Source organism: Vannielia litorea (assembly GCF_900142295.1).
Lineage (GTDB): Bacteria > Pseudomonadota > Alphaproteobacteria > Rhodobacterales > Rhodobacteraceae > Vannielia > Vannielia litorea.
The window spans coordinates 3,442,268-3,464,637 of sequence record NZ_FSRL01000001.1; the positions used below are offsets into that span (position 1 = coordinate 3,442,268).

Annotated in this window: 22 protein-coding genes; 10 read left to right on the forward strand and 12 right to left on the reverse strand. The window is 66.2% G+C overall.

Going from position 1 to position 22,370, the window contains the following annotated elements; translation table 11 throughout:
* Window positions 1-7: 7 nt before the first annotated feature.
* The 4 genes from BUR94_RS16805 to hslO are packed head-to-tail and all read right to left on the reverse strand — an operon-like array spanning window position 8 to window position 4,616.
* Window positions 8-1,855 (reverse strand): ABC transporter ATP-binding protein, encoded by a 1,848-nt coding sequence (locus BUR94_RS16805; protein WP_074257316.1) that lies wholly within the window; start codon window positions 1,853-1,855, stop codon window positions 8-10.
* A 52-nt stretch (window positions 1,856-1,907) separates the two neighbouring features.
* Window positions 1,908-3,044, reverse strand: coding sequence for a CCA tRNA nucleotidyltransferase (locus BUR94_RS16810; protein ID WP_074257317.1), 1,137 nt, complete (start codon window positions 3,042-3,044; stop codon window positions 1,908-1,910).
* Entirely contained in the window at window positions 3,041-3,634 is a 594-nt protein-coding gene (locus tag BUR94_RS16815) for a CoA pyrophosphatase (RefSeq protein WP_074257780.1), read from the reverse strand. The genes BUR94_RS16810 and BUR94_RS16815 overlap by 4 nt, the downstream gene beginning before the upstream one ends.
* Window positions 3,627-4,616 carry an Hsp33 family molecular chaperone HslO gene (hslO, locus tag BUR94_RS16820; protein WP_074257318.1) on the reverse strand — a complete coding sequence of 330 codons (990 nt, stop codon included), beginning with the start codon at window positions 4,614-4,616 and terminating at the stop codon, window positions 3,627-3,629. The genes BUR94_RS16815 and hslO overlap by 8 nt, the downstream gene beginning before the upstream one ends.
* 77 nt (window positions 4,617-4,693) lie before the next feature.
* Between hslO and BUR94_RS16825 the strand changes: the two genes are divergently transcribed.
* Entirely contained in the window at window positions 4,694-5,140 is a 447-nt protein-coding gene (locus BUR94_RS16825) for an NUDIX hydrolase (RefSeq protein WP_074257319.1), read from the forward strand.
* Here the strand turns inward: BUR94_RS16825 and BUR94_RS16830 are convergent.
* Window positions 5,137-6,459, reverse strand: coding sequence for a SpoIIE family protein phosphatase (locus BUR94_RS16830; protein WP_084193076.1), 1,323 nt, complete (start codon window positions 6,457-6,459; stop codon window positions 5,137-5,139). The genes BUR94_RS16825 and BUR94_RS16830 overlap by 4 nt on opposite strands.
* 105 nt (window positions 6,460-6,564) lie before the next feature.
* On the opposite strand from BUR94_RS16830, the gene BUR94_RS16835 reads away from it, so the two are divergent.
* The 3 genes from BUR94_RS16835 to BUR94_RS16845 all read left to right on the forward strand — a co-directional run bounded on the left by BUR94_RS16835 (window position 6,565) and on the right by BUR94_RS16845 (window position 8,553).
* Entirely contained in the window at window positions 6,565-6,882 is a 318-nt protein-coding gene (locus tag BUR94_RS16835; protein ID WP_074257321.1) for an Hpt domain-containing protein, read from the forward strand.
* 72 nt (window positions 6,883-6,954) lie between these two features.
* Window positions 6,955-8,181: an argininosuccinate synthase gene (locus tag BUR94_RS16840; protein WP_074257322.1), complete on the forward strand. Its 1,227-nt coding sequence runs from the start codon at window positions 6,955-6,957 to the stop codon at window positions 8,179-8,181.
* Between the two features lie 78 nt (window positions 8,182-8,259).
* Window positions 8,260-8,553, forward strand: coding sequence for an SCP2 sterol-binding domain-containing protein (locus tag BUR94_RS16845; protein WP_425445241.1), 294 nt, complete (start codon window positions 8,260-8,262; stop codon window positions 8,551-8,553).
* On the opposite strand, the gene BUR94_RS16850 is transcribed toward BUR94_RS16845, so the two are convergent.
* Together BUR94_RS16850 and BUR94_RS16855 are read right to left on the reverse strand one after the other, a co-directional pair.
* Window positions 8,550-9,269, reverse strand: coding sequence for a sulfotransferase-like domain-containing protein (locus BUR94_RS16850; RefSeq protein WP_074257323.1), 720 nt, complete (start codon window positions 9,267-9,269; stop codon window positions 8,550-8,552). The genes BUR94_RS16845 and BUR94_RS16850 overlap by 4 nt on opposite strands.
* The gene (locus tag BUR94_RS16855) at window positions 9,266-10,165 is read right to left on the reverse strand and encodes a D-amino acid aminotransferase (RefSeq protein WP_074257324.1); all 900 of its coding nucleotides are present in this window, start codon (window positions 10,163-10,165) and stop codon (window positions 9,266-9,268) included. Before BUR94_RS16855 ends, BUR94_RS16850 begins: the two co-directional genes overlap by 4 nt.
* 127 nt (window positions 10,166-10,292) lie before the next feature.
* Between BUR94_RS16855 and msrA the strand changes: the two genes are divergently transcribed.
* Window positions 10,293-10,952: a peptide-methionine (S)-S-oxide reductase MsrA gene (msrA, locus tag BUR94_RS16860; RefSeq protein WP_425445242.1), complete on the forward strand. Its 660-nt coding sequence runs from the start codon at window positions 10,293-10,295 to the stop codon at window positions 10,950-10,952.
* A gap of 9 nt (window positions 10,953-10,961) precedes the next feature.
* Here msrA and BUR94_RS16865 read toward each other — a convergent pair whose 3' ends face one another.
* On the reverse strand, window positions 10,962-11,840 hold the full coding sequence (locus BUR94_RS16865; protein WP_074257326.1) for a ribokinase: 879 nt from the start codon (window positions 11,838-11,840) through the stop codon (window positions 10,962-10,964).
* A gap of 13 nt (window positions 11,841-11,853) precedes the next feature.
* The gene (locus BUR94_RS16870) at window positions 11,854-14,109 is read right to left on the reverse strand and encodes an NADP-dependent malic enzyme (protein ID WP_074257327.1); all 2,256 of its coding nucleotides are present in this window, start codon (window positions 14,107-14,109) and stop codon (window positions 11,854-11,856) included.
* A gap of 138 nt (window positions 14,110-14,247) precedes the next feature.
* Here BUR94_RS16870 and mutS point away from each other — a divergent pair, with 138 nt between their 5' ends.
* Window positions 14,248-16,863 carry a DNA mismatch repair protein MutS gene (gene mutS, locus BUR94_RS16875; protein WP_074257328.1) on the forward strand — a complete coding sequence of 872 codons (2,616 nt, stop codon included), beginning with the start codon at window positions 14,248-14,250 and terminating at the stop codon, window positions 16,861-16,863.
* 81 nt (window positions 16,864-16,944) lie between these two features.
* Here mutS and BUR94_RS16880 read toward each other — a convergent pair whose 3' ends face one another.
* On the reverse strand, window positions 16,945-17,508 hold the full coding sequence (locus BUR94_RS16880) for a nucleotide exchange factor GrpE (protein WP_074257329.1): 564 nt from the start codon (window positions 17,506-17,508) through the stop codon (window positions 16,945-16,947).
* Between the two features lie 3 nt (window positions 17,509-17,511).
* Window positions 17,512-18,579 carry a heat-inducible transcriptional repressor HrcA gene (hrcA, locus tag BUR94_RS16885; protein ID WP_074257330.1) on the reverse strand — a complete coding sequence of 356 codons (1,068 nt, stop codon included), beginning with the start codon at window positions 18,577-18,579 and terminating at the stop codon, window positions 17,512-17,514.
* Between the two features lie 97 nt (window positions 18,580-18,676).
* Here hrcA and rph point away from each other — a divergent pair, with 97 nt between their 5' ends.
* Genes rph through BUR94_RS16905 form a run of 4 tightly spaced genes read left to right on the forward strand, consistent with a single transcriptional unit; the run spans window position 18,677 to window position 21,494 of the window.
* A complete protein-coding gene (rph, locus tag BUR94_RS16890) occupies window positions 18,677-19,390 on the forward strand; it encodes a ribonuclease PH (RefSeq protein WP_074257331.1) in 714 nt (237 codons plus the stop codon).
* On the forward strand, window positions 19,387-19,998 hold the full coding sequence (gene rdgB, locus BUR94_RS16895) for an RdgB/HAM1 family non-canonical purine NTP pyrophosphatase (protein WP_074257332.1): 612 nt from the start codon (window positions 19,387-19,389) through the stop codon (window positions 19,996-19,998). The genes rph and rdgB overlap by 4 nt, the downstream gene beginning before the upstream one ends.
* Window positions 19,988-21,139, forward strand: a complete 1,152-nt coding sequence (hemW, locus tag BUR94_RS16900; RefSeq protein WP_074257333.1) for a radical SAM family heme chaperone HemW — start codon at window positions 19,988-19,990, stop codon at window positions 21,137-21,139. The genes rdgB and hemW overlap by 11 nt, the downstream gene beginning before the upstream one ends.
* 1 nt (window position 21,140) lies before the next feature.
* Complete coding sequence (locus tag BUR94_RS16905) at window positions 21,141-21,494, forward strand: YbaN family protein (protein ID WP_074257334.1); 354 nt, start codon at window positions 21,141-21,143, stop codon at window positions 21,492-21,494.
* Here the strand turns inward: BUR94_RS16905 and BUR94_RS16910 are convergent.
* Entirely contained in the window at window positions 21,469-22,356 is an 888-nt protein-coding gene (locus tag BUR94_RS16910) for a ParB/RepB/Spo0J family partition protein (RefSeq protein ID WP_074257335.1), read from the reverse strand. The two genes, BUR94_RS16905 and BUR94_RS16910, sit on opposite strands and share 26 nt — an antisense overlap.
* Between the last annotated feature and the right edge of the window lie 14 nt (window positions 22,357-22,370).

The following is a 22,370-nucleotide window of genomic DNA, read 5'->3' on the forward strand; positions in this document are numbered from 1 at the left end:
AGAGCCGTTACTCGGCAGCCTCGGTCAGGTCAAGGAAGCCGCCCGACTGGCGGTGCCAGAAGCCCGCGTACCGCCCGCCCAGCGCCACCAGCTCCTCGTGGGTGCCCTCCTCGACGATGCGGCCGTCGTCGAGCACGACGATCCTGTCCATCCGGGCGATGGTGGAGAGGCGGTGGGCGATGGCGAGCACGGTCTTGCCCTCCATCACCTCGTCGAGCGCCCCCTGGATCTGGGCCTCGACCTCGGAATCCAGCGCCGAGGTAGCCTCGTCGAGCACAAGGATGGGGGCGTTCTTGAGGATGGCGCGGGCCAGCGCCACGCGCTGACGCTGCCCGCCGGAGAGGCGCACGCCGCGCTCGCCCAGGTGGGCATCATAGCCGGTGCGGTTGTTGAAATCCTCGAGCCCGGTCACGAACTCATGCGCCTCGGCACGGCGGGCGGCCTCTTCCATCGCGTCGTCGGGCGCGTCGGGCAGGCCATACTTGAGGTTGTCACGGGCGGAGCGGTTGAACATGGCCGTATCTTGCGTGACCATCGAGATGGCACGGCGGAGGCTCTCCTGAGTGACCTTGGAGATATCCTGACCGTCGATCAGGATTTGCCCCTTTTCGGTGTCGTAGAGACGCAACAGCAGCGAAACCAGCGTGCTCTTGCCCGCGCCGGAGGCCCCGACGATGCCGAGCCGCTCGCCGGGCGCGATGCGGAGCGAGACACCCTGAACCCCGTCGCGCGCGCGGCCGTAGGTGAACTCGACGTCGCGGAACTCGATGGCGCCCTCGGGCACTTCGAGGGCGCGCGCATCGGGCGCGTCCGTCACAGAATGGCGCGGGGTCAGCGTGCGCATGCCGTCTTCGATCTCGCCTATGCTGGCGTAGATGCCAAGCAGCGTGTGGCTGACCCAGCCGGTCATCTGGGCGATGCGGATGGCGATGGTGCCGGCGGCAGCGATGTCGCCCGCCGTGGCGCTGCCCGATTGCCAGAGCAGAAGGGTGCCGCCGATGAGCATGGCGGGCAGGAGCCCGGCGAGCAGCATGAGCGCGCCGCGAAAACCGGCGGCCAGGGTGCCGACATGGATCACCGCGTCGCGGAACTTGCTCATCGCGCCCAGCGCGGCGCGGTCCTCGTGGGCGTCGTGAGCGAAGAGCTTGACCGTCTTGATGTTGGTGATCGTGTCGACGACCTGGCCGGTGACCATGGCTCGCGTGGAGGCGCGCACCTTGGAGCGCACGCGGATGCGCGGCATGTACCAGGCAATCAGCCAGAAATAGGCCACCAGCCAGAGGGCGAGGGTGAGCGCGATGCGCCAGTCGATGCCGATGAGCAGCAGCACGGCACCGACGAGCGAGGCCAGGGCGAAACAGACGGTATTGGCCATCTCCGAGATCACATCGGTGATGGCACGGGCGGTCTGCATCTGCTTTTGCGCGATGCGGCCGGCGAAGTCGTTGTCGAAGAACTGCACCGCCTGGCCCATCGTCCAGCGGTGCAGGCGCGAGAGCACCAGCGGCATGACGTTGGGCTGGATGACCAGGGTATTGGCGGCGGCGGAGGCCAGAAAGCAGGCCGGGCGGAGGATGATGAAGAAGGCCAGCGTGCCGAGGATCAGCCACAGATGGGTGGTGAAGAAGGCGTCGGGCCCGGCGGCGAGGGCGGCGTCGATGATCGCGCCGAGGAGCAGGGCGGTGACGACCTCGAGGGTGCCGGTGATGGTAAAGAGCAGGCCGGAGGCGATGAGCGGGGTCTCGGCACCGCGCACCGACCAGCGCATGAAGGGCATCAGGCGATCGGGCGGCGCGCCTTCGGCGGGGCGGAAGGCGTCGATCAGGTCGGGGATTCGGCGGGCGAGGCGTTGCATGGCGGTCCTTGAGCGTCCGCTGGCAACTTAGCTCGGCCAGCGGCGAAGGAAACTAGCCGTTGAGCAACTCTTCGCGGGTGAGGCTCAGGCCGGAGGCGATCCAGCGAGACTGGAGCGTATCGAGCCGGGCACCCAGCGCGGCGCCGGTGAACTCGGGCATCAGGTCTTGCGCCGTGACGGGGAACTGGCGGGAGGCTCCGGCGCGGGCCTCTTCGGGTGCGTCTTGCGGTGGAACAGTCTCTGTTTGGGCGGCTCGCAGCAGGGTGGCGGCGAGCCCGTCATCGGCGCCAAGGCGATATCCGAGGATCAGCGGCGGCTCGCCGGAAGCAGCGGCGGTGAGCAGGGTCTCGATGCGCTTTGCCTCGTTCCGCGAGAGGCGCAGCCGGTCGCGGGTGCCGCCCAGAGCGGCCAGACGTGCCGGAGCATCGGGGCGCGGATCGACATGCAGGAAGCGGGCTAGGGTGGGGGCATCGGCGCCGGGGAGGACATGATGCAGCACGCCCGAGGCGGCCATGGCGGCGACGGCGGGGGCAGGGTCGGGCGCGGCGAGGAGCTTGAGCAGCTCTGCCGTGATGCGCTCGGCGGAGACACGGGCGAGGCCATCGACCCCGGCGGCGCAGGCGGCGAGGCCTTCGGCGTCGATCCCGTGGGCGGGGTCGGCATACCAGGCGGTGAAGCGGAAGAACCGGAGGATGCGGAGGTAATCCTCGGCGATCCTCTCGCCGGGTTCGCCAATGAAACGGAGGCGTCGGGCCTCGAGATCCGGCAGGCCGTTCAGCGGATCCACCAGGGCACCGCGCGCGTCGCAGTAGAGCGCGTTCATGGTGAAGTCGCGGCGGGCGGCATCCTCGGCCACATCGTTGGCAAAGGCGACGGTGGCGCGGCGGCCGTCGGTGGACACATCGTGCCGAAAGGTCGTGACCTCGATCGGCTCGTCGCCATCCAGCACGGTGACGGTGCCGTGGTCGATGCCTGTGGGGATCACGCGGAAACCGGCGCTCTTGGCAATGTCAGAGACGATTTCAGGGCGCGCGTCGGTGGCGAGGTCGAGATCGGCGACCGGCGCGCCAAGCAGGGTGTTGCGCACGCAGCCGCCGACGAAGAGGGCGGAATGGCCCGCCGACTCGAGCGCCGCACAAAGCCGCTGGGGGCCGGGGGCGGAGAGCCAGGGGGCGGCGATGCGGGTCATGCGGGCATCCGGTCGGCCAGGGCGCGGAGCATCCGGGCCGTGGCACCCCAGATGTAATAGGGACCCCAGGGCACGGTGAAATAGCGCCGGTCGTAGCCCTGCCAGTAGCGGCTCTGCACGATGTATCGGGCCGGGTCGAGCACATGGGCGAGGGGAACGGTGAAGACCTCCTCGACCTCGCCAGCCTCGGGCACCGGGGTGAAATCACCGTCGATCAGGGCGACGACGGGCGTGGCGGAGAAACCGGTGACTGTTTCATGCGGCGGCAGGGTGCCCAGAACACGGGGGCGGGTCCGGGGCAGGCCGATTTCTTCCTCGGCCTCCCGAAGCGCAGCGGCCACGGCATCGGCATCGCCCGGATCGACCTTGCCGCCCGGAAAGGCGATCTGGCCCGGGTGGTGCTTGAGCCGGGAGCTGCGCTTGGTGAGGATCAGCCGGGGCTCGGGGCCGGTCATCCAGACTGGCACCAGCACCCCGGCCTCGCGGGTCTTGACCCGGACCGAAGGGTGGCTCGGGTTGAGGTCGTAGTCCGAGGACGGGCGGCCGGGCGCGGCGATGGCCGCGAGGAGCCGCGCCTCGATGTCAGTCATCGCCATCCTTTGCCTCGAACCCCAGTGTTGCCGGGTCGAGATCGTAATGCGCGCCGCAGAACTGGCAATCGGCGGTGACCCGGCCCTCCTCGGTGGTCATGGTGGCGATTTCCCTCGCCGAGTAGATCGAGAGCGACGCACGCACGCGATCCTCGGAGCAGGTGCAGCCGAACTTGATCGACTGCGGATCGAACACGCGGGGGCCTTCCTCGTGGAAGAGCCGCACCAGCAGGTCGGTCGGCTGCACGGTGGGGCCGACCAGCTCCAGCTCCTCGACTGTGTCGAGCAGGATGTTGGCACGGTTCCAGTCTTCCTCGTCATCGCCGTCGAGCATGTCGGAAGGCTGGAGCAGGCGCGGGGCCTCGCCATCTGCGGGCTTCAGAAGCGGCGAGACCTCGGGCATGAGCTGAAGCATCATGCCGCCCGCGCGCCAGGCGCCAGCGGTGCCATCGGCATCGAGCGAGCGGCCGTAACGCAGGTGGAAGCGCGTCGGAAGCTGCTCGGATTGGGCAAAATAGGTTTCTGCGCAGGCTGAAAGGGAGCCGCCGTCGATGGGCGTGATGCCCTGGTACGGCGTGGTGCCCTCGCCTTGGTCGATCAGGATGGCGAAGTAGCCCGACCCGATCAGCTCGAACGGCTTGCCCTCGAGCGGACGATCGCGATCGAAGCTGGCGTAGGCCCGGATCCGGGCAGGGCCGCCCTCCTCTTCGGGGGCGTAGTAGTCGGTTGCGATGAGGCGGGCGGGGCCGTCGCCGCGAACTTGCAGCGACAGTTTCCAGCGGAGCTTGACGGTATGGCCGATCATCGCGGTCAGCAGGGCCATTTCGGCCACCAGCTGCTCGATGGGGTCGGGGTAGTCGTGCTGGGCGAGGATCTCATCCAGGACGCCGTCAAGCCGGGCGACCCGACCGCGGACATCCGAACGGTCGAGTTGGAAGGGCAGAACGGTGTCGTCCCAGGCGATCTGTGCACCGAGGGTCATGGGCTTTCCTTGACGATGGAGGCTTGGCATGTCGGTGCCATATAAGGGCGGGAGCTGGCAAGGCAAAGGGGCAGACGGTGATCAGGCGATTCGGCGAACCGGTGGAGTCGGGGCGGCGCTACGTGCGGCGGCCCGGAATTTATGCGCTGTTGGTGCAGGGCGACGCGGTGCTGCTGACGTTTCAGGAGGAGCCGAAGCCGGAGTTCCAGCTGCCGGGCGGCGGAATCGACCCGGGCGAGCAGCCGATGGCCGCGCTGCACCGGGAGGTGCTGGAAGAGACCGGGTGGCGCATTGCGCCGCTGCGGCGACTCGGGGCCTTCAGGCGGTTTACCTACATGCCGGAATACGACCTTTGGGCCGAAAAGCTGTGCACCGTCGTGCTGGCCCGGCCGGTGCGACGCCTCGGGCCGCCAAGCGAGCCGGGACATTCGGCGGTGTGGCTGGGGGCCGAGGAGGCGCCGGGCCTGCTTGGCAACCAGGGTGACCGGCATTTTGCCGCACGGCACCTGTTGGGCGCCACCTAACTCATCGCCTTGGGGCCATCGAACTCGAAAAGCACGGCTGACACATCGTCGGCGAAGTCGGACGCGCCGGTGAACTCGGCCAGATCCCATGTGAGCGCCTCGAGAAGGCCGGGGCCGCGCGCCTCTGCGTTGCGGCGCAGGAGAGCGGCCAGGCCATCCTCGCCCAGCATGTCGCCCGTGCTGTCCATCGCCTCGGTCAGGCCATCGGACATGATGAAGAGCCGGTCTCCGGGGCGGAGCTGGCCGGTGACCTGCTCGAAACGGGCCTCCTCGACGAGGCCGATGGGCATGCCGCCCTCGCCGATCTGCTCGATTGCGCCGGAGGCTCGCAGGACCATGGGGTGCGGATGGCCTGCCTGCACCAGCGCGAAGGCCCCGGTGGTGAGGTCGAGATCAGCGTAGGCGAGGGTGAAGTAATGCTCGGTGTCGAGCTCGGTGAAGGCGACGCGATTCAACGTGGCGGCCAGCTCTGCGGGAGGAATCGCATCGTAGAGGCCGAAATCATCCTCGGTCATGGCGAGGTTCTGGTCGGGCGAGGTGGGGGAGAGAAAGCCGGCGAGGCGGGCCGTCATCAGGGCCGACGAGACGCCGTGACCGGATACGTCTATGGCAAAGAGACCGACACGGTCGGCATTGATGGAGAAGAAGCCCACCAGGTCGCCGCCGACGTGGCCGGAGGGGCGCAGGAGCAGAGAGACCTGCGAGGCGCCGAAACTGCGGTGGCGCTCCTTGATGAGCGATTGCTGGAGCTTGCGGGCGCCCTGCAGGTCACGGTCGAGCGAATCGTAGAGCGCCGAGATCTGGCCGAGGGTCTCGGTGACAAGGCGGTTCTTTTCGACCAGTTCGGCGTGGATGCCGAGGATTCGCTCGCCCGCCGCGAGCCGGGCGCGCAGCTCGTCGGGCGAGATCGGCTTGGCCAGGTAGTCATCGGCCCCGGCATCGAGCCCGGCGGCGATTTCCTTGGTGCTGGTCTTGGAGGTGAGCAGGATGAAGTAGCCATAGCTCTCGCGCGGGATGGCGCGGAACAGCTGGCAGAACTCGATCCCGTTCATGCCGGGCATCATCCAGTCGGACAACACGACATCGGGCGGATCGGTCACGCAGATGTCGAGCGCCTCGCGGGCGCCCTCGGCCTCCTGCACGGCATAGCCCCACCGGGTGAGCAGGGTGGAAAGGATGCGCCGCTGCATCCGGCTGTCATCGACAACCAGGACGCGCCGCTGCGACGCGAACGCAAGATGCGCCGGGGGCGCGGGCTGGACAGTGCCGGAGTGCAAGGGTGTGTCGGCTCTTTGTCTGTTGCCGTGCCGGTGTGCCATTCAGCCGTTAAGGTTGAATGAATTCCCGCGGTCACGCGCCGGGTAATCGTTCTTAAACCGGGGGGTACTAACCTTGCCCGGCGGGGCAGCACCGAGGATCGGGTGATGATTGACTGGGATCGTGTGACGAGATTGCGTGACGACGTGGGTGAAGATGCCTTTGCCGAGGTGAAGGACATGTTCGTCGTCGAGACAGAAAGGGTGCTGAGCCAGTTCGCGGCGGGTGGCTCCGGCCAGTGGGAGGAGGACTTTCACTCTCTCAAGAGTTCGGCGCTGAACATGGGGTTTGAAGAGGTTGCACGCCTGTGCCAGGACGCGGAGTTGCGCGCCCGCACCGGCGCAGCCGGGCCGGCGGATGCTGCCGCCGTCACCGCCAGCTTCAAAGCCTCGATGGCCGCCTTCGAACAGGGGCTTGCGCCCTGAGAGGGCCTTGGATTCGGCGAGAAATGCGCATAGACCGCCGCCTTGAACCCAAGACGACGGAGCGCCCGGCACATGACTGCCCCCAAGAAAGTGGTGCTCGCCTACAGCGGCGGGCTTGATACCTCGGTCATCCTCAAGTGGCTTGAGGTCGAATATGGCTGCGAGGTCGTGACCTTCACCGCCGATCTCGGCCAGGGCGAGGAGCTGGAGCCGGCCCGCAAGAAGGCAGAGATGCTGGGGGTCAAACCCGAGAACATCTTTATCGAGGATGTCCGCGAAGAGTTCGTGCGGGATTTCGTCTTTCCGATGTTCCGCGCCAATGCGGTCTATGAAGGGCTCTACCTGCTGGGCACCTCGATTGCCCGCCCGCTCATCAGCAAGCGGCTGGTGGAGATCGCGGCGGAAACCGGCGCCGACGCGGTGGCCCACGGGGCAACCGGCAAGGGCAACGACCAGGTGCGGTTCGAATTGAGCGCCTATGCGCTGAACCCCGAGATCAAGGTGATCGCGCCCTGGCGGGAGTGGGACCTCAGCAGCCGGACCAGGCTGATCGAGTTTGCCGAGGCGCATCAGATCCCGATTGCCAAGGACAAGCGCGGCGAAGCACCGTTCAGCGTGGATGCGAACCTTCTGCACACCTCGAGCGAGGGCAAGGTGCTGGAGGATCCGGGCAAGATGGCGCCGGATTACGTGTATCAGCGCACCGAAGACCCGCTGGGCGGGCCGGACGAGCCGGAATACATCGAGATCGGATTTGAGAAGGGCGATGCCGTCAGCATCAACGGCGAGGCCATGAGCCCGGCCACGGTGCTGACCCGGCTGAACGAACACGGCAAGCGCCACGGGATCGGGCGGCTCGACTTTGTCGAAAACCGGTTCGTGGGCATGAAGTCGCGCGGGATCTACGAGACGCCGGGCGGCACGATCCTGCTGGAGGCCCATCGCGGCATCGAGCAGATCACGCTCGACAGCGGCGCCGGCCACCTGAAGGACAGCCTGATGCCGCGCTATGCCGAGCTGATCTACAACGGCTTCTGGTTCAGCCCGGAGCGCGAGATGCTTCAGGCCGCGATCGACAAGAGCCAGGAGCATGTGACCGGCACGGTGAAGCTGATGCTCTACAAGGGCTTCTGCCGGACCGTGGCACGCTGGTCGGATCATTCGCTTTACTCCGAGGCTCATGTGACCTTCGAGGAAGATGCGGGCGCCTATGACCAGAAGGATGCCGAGGGCTTCATCCGCCTGAACGCCCTGCGCCTGAAACTGATCGCGACGCGGAATCAACGCGTTAAGGGCTGACCGGACGCCGCGTTACGCTTGATCTGGCCCGCTTCGGCGGGCCATTTCTTTGCCGCCAGTGACAGCCGGAGCGCCAGAGTGACGACCCCCCTGCAAGAGATCGCCGACAAGATCGCCCCTCATCTTGCCGCCAGCAAGAATGAGCGAAGCCTCAAGTTCGACTGCGGCAGCGACGGGATCATGGTGCTGGATGGCCGCGAGGTCGTGGTGGATGACCGGCTCGCGGATTGCACGATCAAACTGTCGCTCGAGAACCTCAAGAAGCTGCTCAAGGGAGAGCTCAACCCGATGACCGCCGTGGTCATGGGCAAGCTCAGGGTGTCCGGCAATCCCGCCGCCGCGATGGAGCTGGCAAAGTTTCTGAAAGCCTAAGGTTTCAGGGCAACGGCATTCAATCTGTTGTAGTGCGGCATCGCCCCTTCCACGAGGTGTTGCAGTTCGGACCGAACCGCCGGCAGAGGCCCTTCCGGCCCCGCAAAGCCGGTGCTTTCATGCACCGAGGCATACCAGTGCGCGGCCCAGACGCCATCGGAGGCGTGGCCGCCCTTGGGCCAGCTCAGCATTGCCGGATCCCAATCCAGCCCGATCGCGGCACAGAGTTTTTTCAGCATTCCCTCGGGGTCCTGCCGGATATCGGCGCTGTCCACGACGATCGGGGTCTGGCCGAGCGACAAGACGTGATCATAAAGCTCCGCCTGCTGGCGAAAGCCGATATCGTCGGCGGTAACGCCCTCATATTTATGGGAGAAACTTGCCAGAACGCGGGCAGGATGGCGGAGCAGAAAGACGTTTGCGCAAGACCCCATGAACCCCCGCGGCACGCCCGGAATCATGTGCTGGGTCATGTGCTTGTGATAGGCGTGGGGCCTGCCGCCGGGGATGGGGCCCAGAAGCTGCGCCGCGACCTCTTCGGCGTTTTTGGGGCGGCTTGCGAGGATTTCGTTTCGCATCGGATGGTTCAGGCCTGTCTGCCGCAAATAGGGGCCATAGAAGGGCTCGTCCACCACATGGAAATCGGCCCGGTTGCCGAAGGCATACATCATCGCGGTCGAGAGGTTGCGCGGGCCGGACCACATGGCGATTATCATGGGGCGACGAGGGCCTTGTAGAGGGCACGGAGGCGGGTGGTGACGGGGCCCATCTCGCCGGTGCCGATGGTGCGGCCGTCGATCTGGCCCACGGGAGTTTGCGCGCCGAAGGTGCCGGTGAGAAAGGCCTCGTCGGCGGAGTAGGTCTCGACCAGAGAGAAGTTCTTCTCGCGGCAGGGGATGCCATTGGCGTGGCAAAGGTCGATCACCTTTTGCCGGGTGATGCCGTTCATGCAGTGATCGCCCGTGGAGGTCCAAACCTCGCCCTTGCGCACGATGAAGAAGTTGCAGGCATTGGTGGTGTTCACGAAGCCATGCACATCGAGCATGAGCGCCTCGTCAGCGCCGGCCTTCTCGGCGGCGATGCAGGCGAGGATGCAGTTGAGCTTGCTGTGGGAGTTGAGCTTGGGGTCCTGCGTCATCGGGAGGCCGCGCAGGTGAGGCACGGTGGCAAGGCGGATCGGGCGGGGAATGGAGGGCCTGGAGTGCTCCATGATGATCGCCACGGTCGGACCCTGGCGCGAGAGCGACGGGTGCTGGAAGGGGCGGGTCTTGATGCCGCGGGTGACCATGAGCCGCGCATGGGCGTCGGTGGTCATTCCGTTGGCCTCTTGCGTCTCTGTTATTGCCGAAATCAGCTCATCGCGGGTCATGCCGATCTCGAGGTCGATCGCCTTGGCGGCTTCGAACAGACGGTTCATGTGTTCGTCGATGAAGGTCCAGCGGCCATCGTAGAGACGCAGACCCTCCCAGACGCCGTCCCCCAGCATGAAGCCGGAGTCATAGACGCTGACCAGCGCCTCGGCGCGGGGCTTCAGGGTGCCGTTCAGCCAGATGAGGATTGTCTCGTTGCGCGGGTCGTCCTCGGCGGTGTGGGTGGTGACTTCGGTGTTCATGGCGCCACGCTAGGCAGGGCAGGAGATGTTTCCAAGGGTAAAGACGATGTGAGGTCACGGCCCGGTGATTGGACCGTGCGGCACGCTGGCGGCAAGGCTCGGAGCAACAGGAGGATTGCCGATGTTGATGAAGCTGAAACGCGGGCGGCCGGTGGTGCTGGCTATCTTGATGGCTCTGGGCGTGCTGGTGAACTGCACCCCGGCGAAAGCCGCCGCAACGGAGACGGCGGTGCTGGCAGGCGGGTGCTTCTGGTGTGTCGAGGCGGACTTCGAGAAGCTCAAGGGCGTGCAGGAGGTTGTCTCGGGGTTTACCGGCGGAACCGTGTCAAACCCGAGCTACAAGCAGGTGGTGCGCGGGGGGACCGGGCACTACGAGGCGGTCCAGGTGAAATACGATCCGGCGGTGGTGACCTACGAGCAGATCCTGCATGCCTTCCTGCGGAGTGTGGACCCGACCGATGCGGGCGGGCAGTTTTGCGACCGGGGAGAGACCTACCGGACCGCCATTTTCGTCTCTGATCCGGCGGAGAAGGCCTCTGCCAAGGCGGCAGTACGCGAGGCCGAGGCGGCGCTGGGCAAGGCGGTGGTGACACCGGTTCTGGATGCCGCGCCGTTCTACGCGGCAGAGGCCTATCACCAGGACTATTACAAGCAGGGCGAGATCATCCTGACCCGCTTCGGGCCGAGGTCGAAGGCGAGCGCCTACAAGCTCTACCGCGAAGGCTGCGGCCGCGATGCGAGGGTGCGGGAGCTGTGGGGATCGGCCGCGCCGTTTGCCGGCGGTTGACGGAGGGGTTCACCCATCCTGTAGGGCCGCGTCGATCTCGTCGCGCGTTGGCATGGCGGGCGCCGCGCCGGGTCGGGTGACCTGAATCGCGGCGGCAGCGCTGGCCATTTCGAGCGCCTGCTTGCGGTTCTTTCCCTCCGACAGGGCGGCAGCAAGGACGCCGGTGAAACAATCGCCCGCGCCGGTGGTATCGACGGCATCGACCTTGCGGGCGGCCACATGGGTCACGCTGCCGTCGGACTGGTCGCGCCAGATGGCGCCGTCGGCCCCGAGGGTGACGAGCACATGGGGCACAGGGATGTCGGCCAGCGGCATCTTGTTGCGGCGCTCGAGCTCTTCGCACTCGCCCCGGTTCATCACCAGGAGGTCGATGTAGGGCAGCATGGCGCTGACGGCGTCCGGCTCGAAGGGGGCGGCGGAATAGATGACGAAAAGGTCTCTGTTCCGGCCCAGTTTGGCGGTTTCTTCGGTGAAGGGGGTCTCGTTTTGCAGGAGCAGGATGTCACCCGAGTTGGCCTTGGCAAGCACCGCTTCGACCGCCTCCAGCGATTGCTCGGCATTGGCCCCATGCTGGATGACGATGGAGTTCTCGCCGGTCGGATCGACGTAGATCACCGCATGGCCGGTTTCGGCCTCGACTCGGCGGATCTGGCTGACATCGACGCCGAAACCCTCGAGCTGAGCGAGGGACCAGGTATCTTGCTGGCCGACGGCGCCGATGTGCACCGTCTTTGCCCCGGCTCGTGCGCAGGCGACGGATTGGTTGGCACCCTTGCCACCGAGCCCGACCGAGTAACGCTTGGCGGCCAGGGTCTCGCCCGGGGCGGGCATGTGCGGAACCTCGTGGATGAGGTCGCGGTTGATCGAGCCGAAGTTGTAGACGGTCACGGTATCCCCTGCCCTATCCGATCTTGGCCGCAGCAAGGACGGCCATGTTGAGAATGTCGCTCGCGGTCGAGGTTGTCGAACAAATCTGGATCGACTTGTCGATGCCGGTGAGGATCGGGCCGATCACGGTGGCACCGGCCATCTCCTGCAGCAGCTTGGTTGAAATCGAGGCAGAATGGCGCGCCGGCACCACCAGCACGTTGGCCGGGCCGGTGAGTCGGCAGAAGGGGTAGTTGGCCATCTGGTCGCGGTTCATCGCCACGTCGACCGTCATCTCGCCGTCGTACTCGAAATCCACCCCGCGACGGTCGAGGACCTGGGGCGCGAGGTGCATCTTTTGCGCCCGCTCCGAGACCGGATAGCCGAAGGTGGAGAAGCTGAGGAAGGCGACGCGCGGCTCGAGCCCGAGCGAGCGGGCCACGGCGGCGCCACGCTCGGCGATGGTGGCGAGATCTTCCTCATCGGGCCATTCGTGCACCAGCGTGTCGCCGATGAGCACGATGCGGCCCTTGTGCAGCAGAGCGGTGACGGCCACGGCACCGGACTCGGGCGTGACATCGAAGACATTGCCGACGAGCTGCAGCGCATGGGCCGACTTGCGGGTGGCGCCGGTGACCAGCCCGTCGCCATGGCCATGGGCGAGCATCAGCGCGCCGAAGACGTGACGGTCGCGGGCGGCGAGGCGGTGCACATCCTGCCGGTCGATCCCGCGGCGTTGCAGGCGGGAATAGAGAAAATCCTTGTAGTGATCGAGATGCACGGTGTTGGCGGCATTCACCACCTCCAGCTCGCGCACGGCATCGCCCAGCCCGGCACCTTCGAGCCGGTCTTTCACATCATCGGCACGGCCGACGATGAGCGCCTTGCCGCAGCCCTGGCGCTGATAGGCGACGGCAGCGCGGAGCACGCGCACGTCATCGCCCTCGGCAAAGATCATCCGGGCCTGAGCGTTGCGGGCGCGGGCGTGGATGGAGCGGAGGATCGAGGCGGTCGGGTCCATCCGGGCCCTCAGGGTGGCCTCATAGGCATCCATGTCGACGATCGGGCGGCGGGCGACGCCGGTATCCATGCCCGCACGCGCGACGGCGGGCGGAACGATGTGAATGAGCCGGGGGTCGAAGGGCGTGGGGATGATGTAGTCGCGCCCGAAGCTGAGCTTGCGGCCATAGGCCATGGCAACCTCGTCGGGCACGTCGGCGCGGGCCAGCTCGGCCAGGGCCTCGGCGCAGGCGATCTTCATCTCGTCGTTGATGGCGCGGGCGTGAATGTCGAGCGCTCCGCGAAAGAGATAGGGAAAACCGAGAACGTTGTTGACCTGGTTGGGGTAGTCACTGCGGCCGGTGGCGACGATGGCATCGGGGCGCACCTCGTGAGCCTCTTCGGGCGTGATCTCGGGGTCGGGGTTGGCCATGGCGAAGATGACCGGGTTCTCGGCCATGCTCAGGACCATCTCCTGCGTCACCGCGCCCTTGGCGGAGACGCCGAGAAACACGTCTGCCCCCTTCATCGCCTCCTTCAGCTCGCGCAGGTCGGTCTTGACCGCATGGGCCGACTTCCACTGGTTCATGCCCTCGGTGCGGCCCTGGTAGATGACGCCCTTGGTATCGCACATGATGCAGTTTTCGTGGCGGGCACCCATCGACTTGAGCAGCTCGAGGCAGGCGATGCCCGCCGCGCCGGCGCCGTTGAGCACGATGCGGACATCCTCGATCTTCTTGCCGGAGATGTGCAGCGCGTTGATGAGGCCGGCGGCGCAGATCACGGCGGTGCCGTGCTGGTCGTCGTGAAACACCGGAATATCCATCATCTCCTTGAGCTGCTGCTCGATGATGAAGCACTCCGGTGCCTTGATATCCTCCAGGTTGATGCCACCGAAGGAGGGGCCCATCAGCTTGACCGCGTTGATGAACTCCTGGGCATCCTCGGTATCCAGTTCGAGGTCGATCGAATCGATATCGGCGAAGCGCTTGAAGAGCACGGCCTTGCCCTCCATCACCGGCTTGGAGGCCAGCGCACCGAGGTTGCCGAGGCCGAGGATGGCGGTGCCGTTGGAGATGACGGCGACGAGGTTGCCCTTGGAGGTGTAGTCGTAGGCGGCGGCCGGGTTCTCGGCGATGGCCTCCACCGGCACGGCAACGCCCGGCGAATAGGCCAGCGACAGGTCGCGCTGGGTGGTCATGGCCACGGTGGCGTTGATCTCGAGCTTGCCGGGGCGCGGCTCGAGGTGGAAGCTCAGCGCCTCTTCGGGCGTGATGCGGGATCTGGCCATGTCTTTCCTCCTTGCGCAGCGCGTCTTAATCCGGTGGTGACGTTACGTCCACCGGGGGTTTTTCCTCCCATGCGCTGGGGCTATGGTCCGCCAAATGAGCGGGCGGGGGCAAGTGTGAGTTCTGTAACAGTCACACCGATGATGGCGCAGTACCTGGAGATCAAGGCGGATCATCCGGGCGCGCTGCTGTTCTACCGGATGGGCGATTTCTACGAGATGTTCTTTGACGACGCGGTGGCGGCGGCAGAGGCGCTCGATATCGCGCTGACCAAGCGGGGCAAGCACGACGGCGACGACATTCCGATGTGCGGGGTGCCGGTGCATGCGGCCGAGAGCTACCTGCTGACGCTGATCCGCAAGGGCTTTCGGGTGGCGGTCTGCGAGCAGATGGAGAGCCCGGAAGAGGCCAAGAAGCGCGGCTACAAGGCGGTTGTGCGGCGCGAGGTCGTGCGGCTGGTCACGCCGGGCACGCTCACCGAGGAGAGCCTGCTGGAGCCGCGGCGGCACAACTACCTGGCGGCCTATGCGCAGGTGCGCGACGAGGGTGCACTGGCGTGGGTGGATATCTCGACCGGGGCCTTTCGCGTGGTCGGATGCGGGCCCGAGATGCTGGGGCCGCAGCTGGCCCGACTCGCACCGCGCGAAGTGCTGCTGAGCGAGCGTGCAGAGCCGTTTCAGGCTGAAACAGTCTCTGATCTGGGGGCCTCGGCCACCTTTGCCTCACCTGAGAGCTTTGACAGCGAGAGCGGCAGGGCGCGGCTTTGTGCGGCGCTGGGCGTGAAGACGCTGGATGCCTTTGGCACCTTCGGGCGCGCCGAGCTTTCGGCCCTTGGGGCGATCGTTGCGTATCTGGAGCTGACCCAGAAGGGGCAGTTGCCGCTGTTGCGCCCGCCTGTGGCGGAGGACCTGGGCGGCGTGATGCAGATCGACGCGGCCACCCGGCGGAACCTCGAGCTGACGCGCAGCCTGAGCGGCGGGCGCGAGGGAAGCCTGATTGCCGCGATCGACCGGACGCTGACCGCCGGGGGCGGGCGGCTGCTGGAACGGCGTATCTCGGCGCCTTCGCGGAAGCTCGCGGAGGTGCAAAGGCGGCTCGATACGGTGGAATGGGCACTGGATGCGGCGCTGCGGGAGCGGCTGCGCGATGCACTGCGGCGGGTGCCCGACATGGACCGGGCGCTCTCGCGGCTGGCGCTCGACCGGGGCGGCCCGCGCGACCTGGCCGCCGTGCGCAACGGGTTGGCACAGGCGGAAGTGCTGGCGGAGACGCTCAGGGGCGAGGTGCCAGAGCTGGTGGCCGAGGCGGCGGAGGCCTTGCGCGGCCACGGAGAGCTCGCCGATCTGCTGGATGCTGCGTTGGTCGCGGAGCCGCCGCTGCTGGCGCGGGATGGCGGGTTTATCGCTGCGGGATATGAGGCGGAGCTCGACGACGCGCGGACCCTGCGCGACGAAGGCCGGGGCGTGATTGCGCGGATGCAGGCCGGGTTCATCGAGCAGACCGGGATCGCGGCGCTGAAGATCAAGCACAACAACGTGTTGGGTTACTTCATCGAGACCACGGCGACCCATGCCGACAAGATGATGAAGCCGCCGCTCTCGGAAGTTTTCATCCACCGGCAGACCACGGCCAATGCGATCCGCTTTACCACGGTGGAGCTGAGCGAGCTGGAAACGCGAATCCTGAATGCGGCCGGGCGCTCGTTGGAAATCGAGAAACGTCTCTATTCTAGCCTGAGGCAGGCGGTTCTTGATGCCTCTGCCGGGGTAGGCGGGGCGGCGCGTGCCTTGGCGGAACTGGACCTCGCCTGTGCGCTGGCCGACCTTGCCAGCGGCGAGGGCTGGGTGCGCCCGGTGGTGGACGAGGGCCGGGCCTTCGAGGTGGAGGCCGGACGGCATCCGGTGGTGGAGGCCGCACTGCGGCGCGAGGGCGGGCAAACCTTTGTGGCCAACGACTGCGGGCTGAGCGACGGCGGCGACGGCGCTCATATCTGGCTTCTGACCGGCCCGAACATGGCGGGCAAGTCGACCTTTCTGCGTCAGAACGCACTGATCGCGCTGCTGGCACAGGCCGGAAGTTTTGTGCCGGCGAAACGGGCGCATGTGGGCCTCGTTTCGAGCCTTTTCTCGCGCGTCGGCGCGGCGGACGACCTGGCGCGGGGGCGATCGACCTTCATGGTCGAGATGGTGGAAACGGCGGCGATCTTGAACCAGGCCGACGACCGGAGCCTGGTGATTCTCGACGAGATCGGTCGCGGGACCGCTACCTATGACGGGCTTTCGATCGCTTGGGCGGTGATGGAACACCTGCACGACGTGAACCGGGCGCGGGCGCTCTTTGCCACCCATTACCACGAGATGACCGCGCTGAGCGCCAAGCTGAACGGTGCGGAGAACGCGACAGTGGCAGTGAAGGAATGGGGCGGCGACGTGATCTTTCTGCATGAGGTGCGGATGGGGGCGGCCGAAGCGAGCTATGGCGTTCAGGTCGCCAAGCTGGCGGGGTTGCCCGACGCGGTGGTGGCGCGTGCCCGGATGGTGCTGGAACAACTGGAGAAGGGTGAGCGCGAGGGAGGAGACAAGGCGCGGCTGATCGACGATCTGCCACTCTTCGCGGCCATGCCCAAGCAGGCGCCGGCGCCGTTGAAGCCCGAAGCGGACGCGCTCAAGGAAAGGCTCGCCGGGGTGCTGCCCGACGAGCTGACGCCCCGCGAGGCGCTTGAGATCATTTATGAATTGAAGCGGCTGGCGGAGTAGCCGGGCGTCATTCTCTGGCTTGACCAGAGAATCTCGTGGTGGGAGATCCTCGGGTCGAGCCCGAGGATGACGCGCGCCGTGTCAGCCCGGATTGCTCGACACGCCGACCTGCGCCGGGCGCAGGAGCCGGTCGTGCAGCATGAAGCCCTCGCCGGCGACCTGGATGATGTCGCCCTGCTTGGTGTCGGGCAGCGGGGCCTCGAACATCGCCTGGTGCATCTGGGGGTCGAACCTGTCGCCAACGGCGGGGGAGATCCGGGTGATTCCATGCTTCTCGAAGATGTTCAGCAACTCGCGCATGGTCAGCTCGACGCCTTCCATCAGCGCCGACATGCTCTCGCTCCGGCCTTCGTGATCGCCGGCGGCGTCGAGGGCGCGCTTGAGGTTGTCGTAAACCGGCAGCATGTCGCGGGCCAGCTTGGAGCCGCCATACTGCTCGGCCTCGCGCCGGTCACGCTCGCCGCGCTTGCGGGCGTTTTCCGCATCGGCCAGCGCGCGCATGAAACGGTCTCGCATCTCGTCGCGCTCGGCGCGCAGAATCTCGACCTCGTCCATCTCGGCTGCCTCTTCGGCAGGTGCCTCGGCCTGCTCGGCCAGCGCGTCGATGTCGATCAGCTCTTCCGGTTCCTGCTTGGGATCCGCCATGTCTTACCCTTTGCCTCGATCCGCGATCAGCTTGCCGACAAGCTGCGCGGTGTAATCAACGATTGGAACGATCCGGCCGTAGTTGAGCCGCGTGGGCCCGATGACCCCCACGGCGCCGATGATCTTCCGGTCGGCATTCATATAAGGACTCACGACCAAAGATGAACCCGAAAGTGAAAAGAGCTTGTTCTCGGAACCTATAAAAATGCGCACACCCTCGCCGGCATCGGTGAGTTCAAGGAATTCGGCGATGTCGCGCTTGCGCTCGAGATCGTCGAAGAGGGTGCGGATGCGGTCGAGTTCTTCGGGCTCGGAATCGGCCAGAAGGTTGGCGCGGCCGCGCACGACGAGGCGCTCGTGCGGTTCGCCCTGGGCCTCCCAGATCGCGGTGCCCTCGGCGACAAGCTCGGCGGCCAGCGCGTCGATCTCCTGACGGCGGGCGCCGATCTCCTGGGCGATGAGGCCGCGCATCTCGCTGAGGGAGTGGCCTTCTGCGAAGGAATTCAGGAAGTTGGCGGCTTCGCGCATGGAAGAGGGCGTTTGCCCGGCGGGCGGCGTGAAGACGCGGTTCTCGACATGGCCATCCGAGAAGACAAGCACCACGAGGGCGCGGTCGGGGCCGAGTTGGACGAACTCGATGTGCTTGATCGCCGCTTCATGCTTGGGCGCCAGGACGAGGCTGGCCACCTGGGTCGTGCCGGAGAGCGCGGCACCGACACGGGAGAGCAGGCTGGACACGTCGCTGGTGTTGCTGCCGAGGGTGGCGTCGATCTTCTCGCGGTCTTCGGGGCCGAGATCGCGGACTTCGAGCAACCCGTCGACGAACATGCGGAGGCCCTGCTGCGTGGGGATTCGGCCGGCGGAGACGTGCGGGCTGTTCAGGAGGCCGAGATACTCGAGATCCTGCATCACATTGCGGATCGTCGCGGCAGAGACCTTCTCTTCCAGCACGCGGGTGAGCGTGCGGGAGCCGACGGGCTCGCCCGTGGCAAGGTAGCTCTCGACCACCCGGCGAAAAACCTCGCGGGAGCGGTCGTTCATCTCTTCCAGCAATTTCGCGGCGTTGCTCATGGGGTTTAGATAGGGACGCGGCGGCGGGAAGGTCAATCTTGCTTGCGTCTGAGAGCCATGGAGGCCAAGAGGGGGCAACCCATCAGGAGGACCAAGAATGCGCCCTTCCGGCCGTGCCCTGAACGCCATGCGCCCGATCATCATCGAAACCCAAGTCACCCGCTATGCGGAGGGCTCCTGTCTGATCAAGTGCGGGGAGACCCAGGTGATCTGCACCGCGACGGTGGAAGAGCGTGTTCCGCCTTTTCTCAAGAACAGCGGCAAGGGCTGGGTGACGGCGGAATACGGGATGCTGCCGCGGGCGACGCACAGCCGGATGCGCCGCGAGGCGAAGAACGGTCAGTCTGGAAGGACACAGGAAATTCAACGTCTTATCGGCCGTTCTCTGCGGGCCGGAGTGGACTTTCAGGCGCTCGGGGAGCGGCAGATCCAGATCGACTGCGATGTGATTCAGGCCGATGGCGGCACCCGCTGTGCCTCGATCACCGGAGGCTGGGTGGCGCTGAAGCTCGCCGTCCAGAAGTTGATGGCCGCCGGGCTGGTGAAGACCGATCCGATCCTCGATCACGTGGCGGCAGTGAGCTGCGGCATCTATGCCGGGCAGGCCGTGGTGGACCTCGACTATGCCGAGGACAGCGAGGCCGGGACCGATGGCAACTTTGTGATGACCGGCAGGGGCAAGCTGATTGAGGTTCAGGCCAGCGCCGAGGGGGCGACCTTTGCGCGCAGCGAGCTCGACGCGCTGATGGACCTCGCCGAGGCCGGTGTGTCCGAGCTGGTGGAGGCACAGAAGGCAGCGGTGTCGGCGTGAGACGGTTCGACGGCGACAAGCTGGTGATCGCGACCCATAACGCGGGCAAGCTGCGGGAGATCTCTGCCCTGCTTGCGCCGTTCGAGGTGTCTGTCACGAGTGCCGGCGAACTGGGGCTCGAGGAGCCTGAGGAGACGGAATCCACCTTCATCGGCAATGCCCGGATCAAGGCCCACTTTGCCGCCAAGGCCAGTGGCCTGCCCGCACTGGCCGATGACAGCGGCATCGAGGTGGATGCGCTGGGCGGGCGGCCGGGTGTGTATACCGCCGATTGGGCCGAAACGCCGAATGGCCGGGATTTCGTGCTGGCGATGACGCGCGTCTGGGAAGAATGCGAGGGCATTGCCGCACCCGAACCGAGGACGGCGCGGTTTGTGGCGACGCTCTGCCTGGCCTGGCCAGACGGGCATGACGAGATCTTCGAGGGAACAACCGAGGGAAGCCTGGTGTGGCCGATGCGGGGCGGCAACGGGTTTGGGTTTGACCCCATGTTCCTGCCCGAGGGCGAGCGGCTGACCTTTGGCGAGATGGCCCCGGAGCAGAAGGCCGAGATCGCCCACCGCACGCGCGCCTTCCAGAAGCTCGTTGCAGGCTGCTTTGCGCGCTGACTGGCAGCACGGCGGCTTCGGCCTCTACATTCACTGGCCGTTCTGCGCGGCAAAGTGCCCCTATTGCGACTTCAATTCCCATGTCTCCGCCCGGATCGACCAATCGGCCTGGCGCGAGGCCTACCTGCGCGAGATCGGGCGGGTGGGGCGCGAAACCGAGGGGCGGGTGCTGAACTCGGTTTATTTCGGCGGGGGCACGCCCTCGTTGATGGAGCCCGAGACTGTGGCCGCGATCCTTGCAGAGATCGGCCGATTCTGGCCGCGGGCCAATGACATCGAGATTACGCTGGAGGCTAACCCCTCCTCGGTTGAGGCGCGCCGTTTTGCCGGCTATGCCGAAGCGGGAGTAAACCGGGTGTCGCTTGGCGTGCAATCGTTACGGGACGCGGATTTGAAAGCCCTCGGGCGCCTGCATGACGTGGCCCAGGCGAAAGCGGCGCTCGCGGTGGCAAAGGCGCACTTTGGCCGGGTGAGTTTTGACCTGATCTATGCGCGGCAACATCAGGGCCTGGAGGCCTGGCGCGACGAGCTGACCGAGGCGCTCGATCTCGCCGCCGATCACCTTTCGCTCTACCAGCTCACCATCGAACCCGGCACCGCCTTTGGCGACCGCTACGCGATCGGCAAGTTGCGCGGTCTGCCGGATGACGACCTTGGCGCGGATATGTTTGAGCTGACCCAGGAGATGACCTCGGAAGCCGGATTTGGCGCCTATGAAGTCTCTAACCATGCTCAAGAAGGCTCCGCGTCGCGGCACAACCATGTGTATTGGCGGTATGGGGATTACGCCGGGATCGGGCCCGGTGCACATGGTCGCCTGACCTTGGGTGGCCAGAGATACGCCACGGTCGCCAGCTCGGCACCGTCGAAATGGCTGGAGCAGGTAGGCGGCGCGAGGGCGGAGGCCCGGGAAGCGCTCGATGGTTCCGACCAGGCGGCCGAATACCTGATGATGGGGCTGCGCATCACCGAGGGTGTGTCATTCTCGCGCTTTGCGGCCTTGGGGGGTGCCGATCTGAACGGCGCTGTCATCAATGACCTGCGGGAGTCCGGCCTCGTTAAGACTGACGGCGACAGGCTCAGCGCCACGCGTCGCGGCCGAATGGTCTTGAACGCGGTGATTCGGGAGTTGATGGTTTGAGATGAGGGCGCTTTGGGGAGCAGCGGGCGGCGTGAGCCTGGCCCTGGGGGCCATCGGCATCGTGCTGCCCTTGCTGCCGACTGTGCCCTTTGTGCTCTTGGCGGCCTTCTGCTTTGCCAGATCGTCCGGGCGGCTGCACGACTGGCTGCTCGCCCATCGCACCTTCGGGCCGATGATCACGGACTGGCGCCGCAACGGGGCCATACACCGGCGGGCGAAATGGGCTGCAACAGTCTCTGTTCTCGCGGTTTTCAGTCTCTCTGTGGTGCTTACGCTCCCCGGTCACGTGCTGATGATTCAAGCCGTGACACTGGGATGCGTGATGCTGTTCATCTGGACACGTCCAGAGGCGTAGCTGTCAGCACGCGGCAGAGCGCATCGAGATCGTCGAGGTCCCTGTAGGAGATCGACATCCGCCCGCTGCCGGAGACGTCATGGTCGATGACGACCTTGAGCCCGAGGTTGGCAGTTAGGTCGTTCTCCAATGCGCGGGTGTCGGCATCCTTGGAGGGCGCAGGTTTTTGCGACGGCGCGCTCCTCTTCTCGCCCTTGGCAAGCTGCTCGGTCTGCCGCACCGATAGGCCTTTCTGAACCACCTGCCGGGCAAGCTCTGAGGGGTTGTCGGCGGTGATGAGGGCGCGGGCGTGGCCCGAAGACAGGCGGCCATCGCGAAGCAGACGCTGCACATCGTCCGGCAGCTGGAGAAGGCGCATGAGGTTGGCGACATGGCTGCGGCTCTTGCCGAGCGCCTGTGCCAGGTGCTCCTGGGTGTGACCAAAGCGATCGATGAGCTGTCGATAGCCGTGTGCCTCGTCGATCGGGTTGAGATCCTCTCGCTGCACGTTCTCGATGATCGCGACCTTGAGCACCTCTTCATCGGTGAACTCGCGGACAATGACCGGCACATCGTGGAGCTGCGCCATTTGCGCGGCCCGCCAGCGGCGCTCACCGGCAACGATCTGGTAAATATTTGACTTAGCTGGATCTTTGCGGACGATGAGCGGCTGGATGATGCCGCGCTCACGGATCGAATTGGCCAGCTCCTGAAGCGGCTCCATCTCGAAGTCGCGGCGCGGCTGGTCGGGATTGGGCTCGATACGCTCGATGGGCAACCGCCTCTCGGCCGGCGCAGGGGCGCTGCTGTTCTCTTCCCGCGGGGCAACATCGGCCATCAGCGCCGAAAGCCCGCGGCCCAAGCCTCTTTTCTTCTCCGCCATCACCGGTCTCCTTG